11 protein-coding genes, 1 pseudogene and 1 riboswitch are annotated in these 7,953 nt (G+C 53.6%); of the genes and pseudogenes, 7 read left to right on the top strand and 5 right to left on the bottom strand.

Going from position 1 to position 7,953, the window contains the following annotated elements; genetic code table 11:
* Positions 1-125 precede the first annotated feature (125 nt).
* The 7 genes and pseudogenes from ACQZ5Y_RS28100 to ACQZ5Y_RS28130 all read left to right on the top strand — a co-directional run.
* Positions 126-638, top strand: a complete 513-nt coding sequence (locus ACQZ5Y_RS28100) for a GNAT family N-acetyltransferase (protein ID WP_003517283.1) — start codon at positions 126-128, stop codon at positions 636-638.
* 49 nt (positions 639-687) lie between these two features.
* The gene (locus ACQZ5Y_RS28105) at positions 688-1,527 is read left to right on the top strand and encodes a leucine-rich repeat domain-containing protein (protein ID WP_336510358.1); all 840 of its coding nucleotides are present in this window, start codon (positions 688-690) and stop codon (positions 1,525-1,527) included.
* Positions 1,528-1,692: 165 nt separating this feature from the next.
* Positions 1,693-1,809, top strand: a riboswitch (TPP riboswitch).
* A gap of 30 nt (positions 1,810-1,839) precedes the next feature.
* Positions 1,840-3,084: a Bcr/CflA family efflux MFS transporter gene (locus ACQZ5Y_RS28110; RefSeq protein ID WP_174059900.1), complete on the top strand. Its 1,245-nt coding sequence runs from the start codon at positions 1,840-1,842 to the stop codon at positions 3,082-3,084.
* 3 nt (positions 3,085-3,087) lie between these two features.
* Positions 3,088-3,492 carry an NUDIX hydrolase gene (locus tag ACQZ5Y_RS28115; RefSeq protein WP_174059899.1) on the top strand — a complete coding sequence of 135 codons (405 nt, stop codon included), beginning with the start codon at positions 3,088-3,090 and terminating at the stop codon, positions 3,490-3,492.
* Between the two features lie 52 nt (positions 3,493-3,544).
* Positions 3,545-4,243, top strand: a complete 699-nt coding sequence (locus tag ACQZ5Y_RS28120) for an FAD-binding oxidoreductase/lyase (RefSeq protein ID WP_174059895.1) — start codon at positions 3,545-3,547, stop codon at positions 4,241-4,243.
* A gap of 49 nt (positions 4,244-4,292) precedes the next feature.
* Complete coding sequence (locus tag ACQZ5Y_RS28125) at positions 4,293-4,688, top strand: hypothetical protein (protein ID WP_211380938.1); 396 nt, start codon at positions 4,293-4,295, stop codon at positions 4,686-4,688.
* 174 nt (positions 4,689-4,862) lie between these two features.
* Positions 4,863-5,030 (top strand): annotated as a pseudogene (locus ACQZ5Y_RS28130) (aldo/keto reductase); the annotation flags it as partial.
* Positions 5,031-5,064: 34 nt separating this feature from the next.
* Here the strand turns inward: ACQZ5Y_RS28130 and ACQZ5Y_RS28135 are convergent.
* The 5 genes from ACQZ5Y_RS28135 to ACQZ5Y_RS28155 all read right to left on the bottom strand — a co-directional run bounded on the left by ACQZ5Y_RS28135 (position 5,065) and on the right by ACQZ5Y_RS28155 (position 7,388).
* A complete protein-coding gene (locus ACQZ5Y_RS28135; protein ID WP_419462448.1) occupies positions 5,065-5,541 on the bottom strand; it encodes a helix-turn-helix domain-containing protein in 477 nt (158 codons plus the stop codon).
* An 84-nt stretch (positions 5,542-5,625) separates the two neighbouring features.
* Positions 5,626-6,048: a hypothetical protein gene (locus ACQZ5Y_RS28140; protein WP_236762959.1), complete on the bottom strand. Its 423-nt coding sequence runs from the start codon at positions 6,046-6,048 to the stop codon at positions 5,626-5,628.
* Between the two features lie 263 nt (positions 6,049-6,311).
* On the bottom strand, positions 6,312-6,566 hold the full coding sequence (locus ACQZ5Y_RS28145; protein WP_174059897.1) for a hypothetical protein: 255 nt from the start codon (positions 6,564-6,566) through the stop codon (positions 6,312-6,314).
* Positions 6,567-6,718: 152 nt separating this feature from the next.
* Positions 6,719-7,123 carry a hypothetical protein gene (locus tag ACQZ5Y_RS28150; protein ID WP_003518904.1) on the bottom strand — a complete coding sequence of 135 codons (405 nt, stop codon included), beginning with the start codon at positions 7,121-7,123 and terminating at the stop codon, positions 6,719-6,721.
* Positions 7,124-7,169: 46 nt separating this feature from the next.
* On the bottom strand, positions 7,170-7,388 hold the full coding sequence (locus ACQZ5Y_RS28155) for a hypothetical protein (RefSeq protein ID WP_174059896.1): 219 nt from the start codon (positions 7,386-7,388) through the stop codon (positions 7,170-7,172).
* Positions 7,389-7,953: the final 565 nt, after the last annotated feature.

Genomic DNA, 7,953 nt, shown 5'->3' on the forward strand with positions numbered 1-7,953 from the left:
TCAACGTGTCGATAGTCGTTAGCCATAAGCCTATACCCAAGCCTGTGCTTGAGCCTTTCTGCTTATGCCGACTGTCCGGTCGAAATGGGGGGCAGTTCAGATGAGAGGTTTGCGTGCCAACTATTATGAGGACTAACCGACTGCTTCTTAGGGAAGTCGAGAAACAAGACCTAGACGCGTTGAGCAAGATTTACGCCGACCATGAATGCATGAAATTCTATCCAAGCACCAAGTCGTCATCGGAAATCCGGACTTGGTTTCAGGAGCTTTCATTCGACAGCTACCTCAAGCACGGCTTCGGCCTTTGGGCAGTAGTTGACCCTTCTTCTGGACAGGTCATCGGCGACTGTGGGATTACTCTCCAAGAGACCCCTGAAGGCACCGAACCGGAAATTGGGTATCATCTGTGGCGTGGCTTCTGGGGGAACGGCTTTGCTACTGAGGCTGCGACAGCTTGTCGGGGCCATGCGCTGAACACCCTTGGCCTGGGCAGGGTGGTCAGCATAATAAGCCCCGAAAATATACCGTCGCAGAAAGTCGCGGAAAAAGTCCATGACCGAATGGAGGTCTACCAAAAACGGCTCCAGAGCAGCGGGCGCATCGTAAATCGATACCTGTATATTAGCCAAGCTCAATGACCACTACGGGCCAACTGCGGTCTTCCGCTTCGCGCCAATTGTGGTCATTGTGGCTGCTGCTAAACTTCCTACTCTGCGGCTTCGAAAAAGCCAGCGAAACAAGTTTAGCTTTTATTTAAGATGTTGTGAGAACAGCTTAAATCCTAACGAAGTTGGTGCGGCTTTAGATTTGGAATATTTCTCAGCGATAGTTGGTACTTTGGAATTCCTTCGGGGAAACCCTGACGGCATCCATCGCTCAGTAAAGAAGATTGAGCGACTTCCTGCTCCCAGCGAATTGAGTTGGTGCTTAGAAGGTGCTCCGCTAGTAGATTTCTGCGGACTCTCTGACGTTGAGCACTTAACGTCCCTTTATCTTGTTGAATGCCGCAAGCTCACCTCCTTTCGGGGGATCGCAACGCGATTTCCGAAGCTCAAAGCTCTTTGGGTCTATTCATGTGATCAACTGAATACCCTTGATGGGTTGCAATTTTTGAAGGAACTCCAAGCTTTAACGATCTGGCCGTCCTTCTCCGGTAAGAACAAAGTTGACTCTTTTTCGCCACTCTCTGACTCCACCTCACTGAGCACACTAATCTTCTCGGGCAATGTCAGCGATGGTTCGTTGAAGCCTCTTTGGGGGTTGAAACTGCTTCACCAGCTTTTTCTGTCAAACAATTTCTCTTGGCAGGAATTTGCTCAGTTCGAGGCCCAGCGACCGGATGTCGATTTCCCTTGGAAAGGCGGCGTTGTCCATAATGCCAACCCGGCAATATTGACCTGTCCATCCTGCGGTAAACCGCAAGCACTGCTGACTGGTAAGGGGATCAGGCTGTGCTGTCCCGATTGTGATGCTGATCGCCTAGCTAAGCACATTAAACGCTATACCAAATTGTCGCGCAACTCCTGATTTTTTTCCACGGCCAATGACCGGTTTGGGCCGTCGGCAGTCCTTCCCTTCGCGCCAGAAGCGGTCACGGATGCCTAAGCAATCGGACATCGCCGCGATCAGGTTCGCTGCGACAGATTTCAAACCCAAACCCCATGTGCATCCTTCAAAGTTTAGGCTAGTCTCATCAGTACCGAGGGGTGCCCTGTCAAAGGGCTGAGATACTGTTGGGCGAACGCAGCGCAGTGACCCTTTGAACCTGATCCGGATCATGCCGGCGAAGGGACGGGTCAGACGCCTCTCTCTTTTGCCGGCCTCATAAAAGGGGCCGCAATGACGTTACATAGCCAACTTGCACGACTGAGCGCACAACGTCCGCCTACGCTTGTTACGTTGACCCTTCTATGCTCCCTTTCGGTGCTACCATTGAACATCTTCCTGCCGTCGATGGCGCACATCGCAAGAGATTTCCAAAGCGATTATGCTCTCGTGAGCCTGTCTCTGGCGGGCTACGCAGCTGTCGCCGTTATACTGGAACTGATCATGGGGCCGATGTCCGACCGGTTCGGGCGTCGGCCGATCGTCATCGTCAGCCTCGTATTCTTCACAGTCGGGTCCATCGGTTGTGCTCTTGCATCCAATATCTGGGCCTTTCTTACCTTCCGTTCGCTCCAGGCGGCGATCACCTCCTGCTATCCAGTTTCAATGGGGATTATCAGGGACAATGCTGGCAAGGAGCAGACAGCAAGCCGCATTGGCTATGCAGCGATGATCTGGGCGCTGGCACCGATGATTGGCCCGGCGCTTGGCGGTTTGGCGGATGAGGCCTTGGGCTGGCGGGCTATCTTCTGGGGCCTAGCGCTTGCGGGCACCGCAATGTTGACCTTGTGTTGGTTCCAACTCGGTGAGACGAACAGAATCCGATCTGGCTTCATAGCGCAGCAGTTCCGCGCATACCCAGCGCTTTTCCGCGCGCCACGCTTTTGGGCCTATGCGCTGTGCATGGGGTTCTCCGTCGGCACGGTCTACGCGTTTTTCGCCGGGGCTCCCTTCGTCGCTACGATGTTCAACATGTCGTCGACTGCGCTTGGTCTCATCGTCGGCAGCATTACGGCTGGCTTTGTTTTTGGCAGCTTCCTGTCTGGGCGCTATGCCGGCCGATATCGACTGACGACCATGATGATCCTGGGGCGGATCATTGCTTGCAGCGGTCCGGTGATTTGCCTGACCCTGCTATTTGCTGACGTGAAGAATGTGGTTGCGTTGTTGGGTCCTTGCATTCTGGTCGGCGTTGGCAATGGCTTGACGATGCCAAGTGCCAATGCCGGTGCTCTCTCCGTACGACCTAACCTTGCCGGCAGTGCAGCCGGACTGGCTGGCGCGATCACGCTTGCAGGTGGGGCTACCCTGTCCTCGATCACGGGCGCCGTGCTGACGGAAGGCAATGCGCCCTACGCGCTGTTCTCCATCATGCTTCTGTCTACCGCGCTTGCGCTGTGGGCTTCGGTCCTCGCTGCGCTCGCCGAGAAGCGTAGCTCGGTCGCGATGAATGACTTCAACCGATCTTGCCGGGAGTGATACATGGTGGATGATACGCCTACCTTAGCAGCCAGCGCCGTAATTCTCGATGGGCAGAAGCGCATCCTTTTGGTTCAACGAGCCAACCCGCCAGATGAGGGAAGCTGGACCCTGCCCGGTGGGCGCGTCGATCCTGGGGAAACCTTGGAGCTGGCCGCGATCCGTGAGGTCTTCGAGGAAACGGGGCTGGTGATCAGGATCGTCAGTGAGCTGGGAAAATTGCATGTCCCAGACGGCAAAGGGGGCATCTATGAAATTCACGACTTCCTGGGCGAAAAAATCTCTGGCGAAGCGTCCGCCGGGGACGATGCCGCAGCCATTGGCTGGTTCAGGAATGACGAGCTTTCCAAGCTTCCGCTGACGCCAGACTTGTTGCACTATTTGAATCTGTACGGCGTCTATCCATAGTCACGCGAAGCCACACTTTTGCGGCGGCCAGTGAACGGTTTGGGCCGGCGTCGTGCTCCTTCAGAATGCCGATGATCTGTTCGTCTGTAAAACGATTGCGCTTCATTCCCTGGTCCTCTCAATGGGCCAGAGCTTACTTCAAAATGGATTATTTCAACGGGGCAAGGTCAGCGGCGAGCGAAAGACATTTTCAGCACGCAAGATCATCTATTCCTCCGGCATAGGCGCGAAGGAAATCTTCCAGAAGTATCACGGCATCGATCTGCCAATCCGCTATTGGAAGAGCCACTTGGTCGTCACCAAGGGGCTGGCCCATGCTGGCGTCTTCTTCTTGGACCCGCATGAAGCCGCGATGATGCACCATGGCGAGGTCAGCATAGTCGGGTTTAATGAGGACGCGCTGCTTAGTACCGAGCCCTCTTATGATGTAATCCCGGAACGGGCGCAGAATCTGCGTCGCGGAATTCGCCGGATTTTTCCATCATGGGATGAACAAGGCTCTCGCGACGTCGCATGCGTAAAGGTTGACTATGTCACCGATCTCGCAAGCGCCCGTTCGCTCAATATCGCCATCAGCGAGCCGATCCCTGGTCATGTCGTGGTCCTCCCCGGCAAGATGACTGAAGCTCCATACCTTACGGACGTATTGACGTTCTTCATTCACGATAGGCTCGACAATTCGGACATCGCCCTCAGACCGTGCGACGAACTCCCGACTCTTGATGCAGAAACGACTAGAGAGGTTGCTTGAACATGACTTCCCCACCTTCATGGACGATGTTCGCCGTTCACGCGGACTCATGACCATCGGAGACATTCAATATCTTGTGCAACGAGGAAACGTCATCTTTGATCCGTTCTCCATACTCATCTCGGCGACGGTAAAGATCGGCACGGGCAATACGATATTCCCTTGCGTTTCCCTGTTCTGCAACGATCTTGGTGAACTGTCGATCGGCGACGACAATACATTCTTCAGCAATTCGCTCGTTGAAGCGGTTTCCGGACCGATCATCATCGGCTCGTCCAACCAGTTCGGTGAAGGCGGCTTCACGGCAAAGACGAACCGGCCCGCGGCAGGGATCGTGATTGGGGACAACGGGCGCTATCTGGGCGGTGCGGCTGTGTTTGGGGAGCTACCCTCGGGACGGGCAGCCAGATTCTCGGCGCGATCATTGTCGATAGCTGCCATCTAGAAGCTGGCCACTCCTATAAGGACACCGATCCGGATCTTCGAGCGGGCTTGCTGAAGGGGGCTGGTACTGCCCGCAATCTCACTGTGCCTGTCGGCCAAGTTATTCTTGGCAATGGCACGTTCTCTCCGGCTGAAATCAAGCCCCAGTCTTTCTTTCACCCCAAAGGGAAATAACATGCCTTCAGTCGAATTGGGGTTGGGCCTGTTGTCGATAGGTCGGCAATGGGATGTGAATGATGTGCTACCTCCGAAAGAGGAGGCAGCACTTTCGCTGATCGAGGCCGCATATTCGAACGGTTTGCGATTGTTCGACACGGCTCCCGCGTATGCCCGAAGCGAAGCGATCCTGGGCCGTGCGCCTGTGCCAAGCAGCGAGATCACGATCGCCACGAAGATGGCGCCTTGTCGTGGAGGGAGGGGCGGATCAGCACTTCGGCCGAAATACCGAGCGTTGCGTGCAATTGCCGGATCATTTCGATCGACAGGCCGCGTCGTCGATTAAGGATTTCCGAGGTGCGGTTGCGGGTGCCGAAGATCGGCTCGAGGTCCTTGCGGGTCAGCCCTTGCTGTTCCATTCGAAATTTGATCGCCTCGATCGGGTCAGGCGGGTCCATCGGATGATGCTTGGCTTCATACACTTCGATGAGGGTTGCCAGAACATCAAGTCGGTCGCCGTCTCGCGTACCGCTTTTCGCACCCCAAAGCTGCTCCACTTCCGCGAGCGCCGCGTCATAGCCCGCTTCCGTGCGAATGGGCTTCAGGTCAGTCGCCCACAAATGGGATGGTGGCCGGTTGGCGGAGGTGGCCGATACGCCAGGATCGCCATTGACGCAACTATCCGCCGCCCTCGCCATTGTACGCTCTGGGCCGGATCAAGACTTTATCGTTGTCGCGCCATTTCGCTGAATTGACTCGAGCCGCATTTAGACGTCTGCACGTTACCTACAATAGTCGTCAATGGTGTCTTCACCGCACCACGGTAGCCCCTGTGCCAGAGTAAATTCCTTCTCTGCACCTTCGCGGGAAAAGAACATGCCGTGGCTTTCGTGGACGAAGTATCCGTCTTCGAACGTTATCTGCATCAACGACCAAGGTTTGATCGCGTCTTCACCATGTTCACCAAGCAAAAGAATACTGCTGCTGTCCGGTGTCATCGCAGTATCACCAATGGTGGTCTGCCCGAAGGGCGTAACGACCGCCACATCCCCCACGAACAAATTTTCAAAATAGGTCAATAGCGGTGCTTCTACCAATGTGTCTGGACACAGGGGGAATCGAGCCGGAATCTTCCAGTTTCGCTGTAACGCACCAGGGGTTTCAGAGATAACGAGCGGACTTGATTGTGTGCCTGTGTAAGCCATCCGATGTCCTTTCAACAAGATTTATCGGATCGTTGTTGCGTCGCCGGAAAAAGTAAAGTTGGATAAACGAAACAAACAGCTCCGCTGTCAGTAAGTGCATAGGTACACCGACAGTAAGGACTGCACGACAGTTGCATAATTGCACCACAACAGTTTGGGTCGGTTCCTGTTAGGATCGAACGCATAGCTCTTCTTTTCAGAGAGTCTTCTGGAGGACCGCATTCAATGTCGCGTCGGAGTTCCCCGGTTTATATGCACACAGCTCAAAAAAGCATGTATTCGGGCGTGGGTTCCAGGAACGCCCCATCCTTGACCGTCGAGAAATATGCTTTTTGAATGGCATCTCGCTTTTCGGAGGCCCAGCTATCAACATGCGATGGCCGCAGATAGAAATTCTCGGTGGTATCAAGAACAAGCGTAGAAAGCGCAAGTAATCGAGTATCGCCGTTTTTGAGCATGACTGGCGCAATGTATTTCCTGGCATGCGCTGACTGCGTTTTTGGGTAGCTGAAAATCACAGCAGTTTCGTCCTGCGACAGAGGTATGATGTTTAGAGCTATGCGTGGCCTTTTATTGTCTCTCGGGTTCTCCACCGTAGGGAAGAAAGACGAAGATGCCACGACTGAAGGACGGCTCGTGCTGCTGGACCGGAGTGTCTTTAAGCCATGCCTTACACGCCTTTTATGATGTCGCAGATGCCCTTGCGGATGACGTCCTTGTCGGCGATCTGTCCTGCCTGAATGTTGAAAACAGCATCGATCCGGACAGCGGCGCCTTTCTGGCGGGCGACAACGCGCAGCGTCTGAATCCTGCCACTTCCGCTGGTTTCCTGGTGGGCATCGATTGACGACAGTGCCTTGTTGATCTGGATACCTGAGAAACCTTCCGCTGCGACGGCCTGGGCGAGCTTTTGAAGGACAGCGGGTGCTTTGGCTTTCGGCAGTTCCTGAAAGGATTTGTAAGAGACAGCTGTGACCATCGGCACACCTGAGACTGTGAAGTTTTTCTCGCACGATGCTGCGAAGGCCGGGCTGGAGACGGTGATCAGACCGAGAATTGCGATGGCATGTTTCATATTGCGTAATCCGGTTGTTGGTGAAGGTTTTCAGCTGCTGGCCGCATCAGAATGTCGACCGTTTTCCTCTGTAGGTTGATGGCGGTGGTAATGCTTCATGGGCTTGCGCAAGCGTTTCCAGCCATGTTGCGAGGCCATCTGGAACTGTATCGTTGCCGGCTTGCAGCGCCTCGATCCATGAGAGTTCACATTGCAAGGCAGAGGCAATATTGATTGGCGTCCAGCGGATCACCCGCAGGCATTCATTAAAGCGTTCTGGCGACATGATGATTTGTTATGTTCCCCGTATTTTCGCGCAGAGGCTCCCTCACGCAGCCGCGATAGTCAATCATTTTTGCAACTTTTGATAGGCTGAACGATCCGTATTTACCTGTCATTCGATTGCGATGAGGGTAGTACGCGCTGCAGGGTGCTCAGGCGGAATATTATACCTTTGTAATCGCTATTAATACATATATTTGTGTATTTATACTTGTTAATGGGAATGAATTTTCCCTTAGGCGAGGGTGAATGGGTGAATGGGTGGATTGGTCAGGATTGGATCAATGGCGGGAGAGTGTCGATAAAACATATAATTTATTCAACCGGGCATGCAAAACATATAAATAATCATAAATCAACCGCATTAAGGGGAGGATGGGGATTTGATTGGTAAAGCTCGTCTGTTTGTGCGCAGATAATTTTGGACCGCTATAACCATGTGATTTTATATAGGTTTTACAGCGAGGTGGATTTATTTATATGGGAAGCGGGAAGGAATCTGATTGGGAAGTGGATTGAAAAGGCGATGAAAATTAGCGGCGATCGATTACAATAACAATATCATGATA

The sequence above is a fragment of the Agrobacterium sp. A3-95 genome, assembly GCF_053521785.1.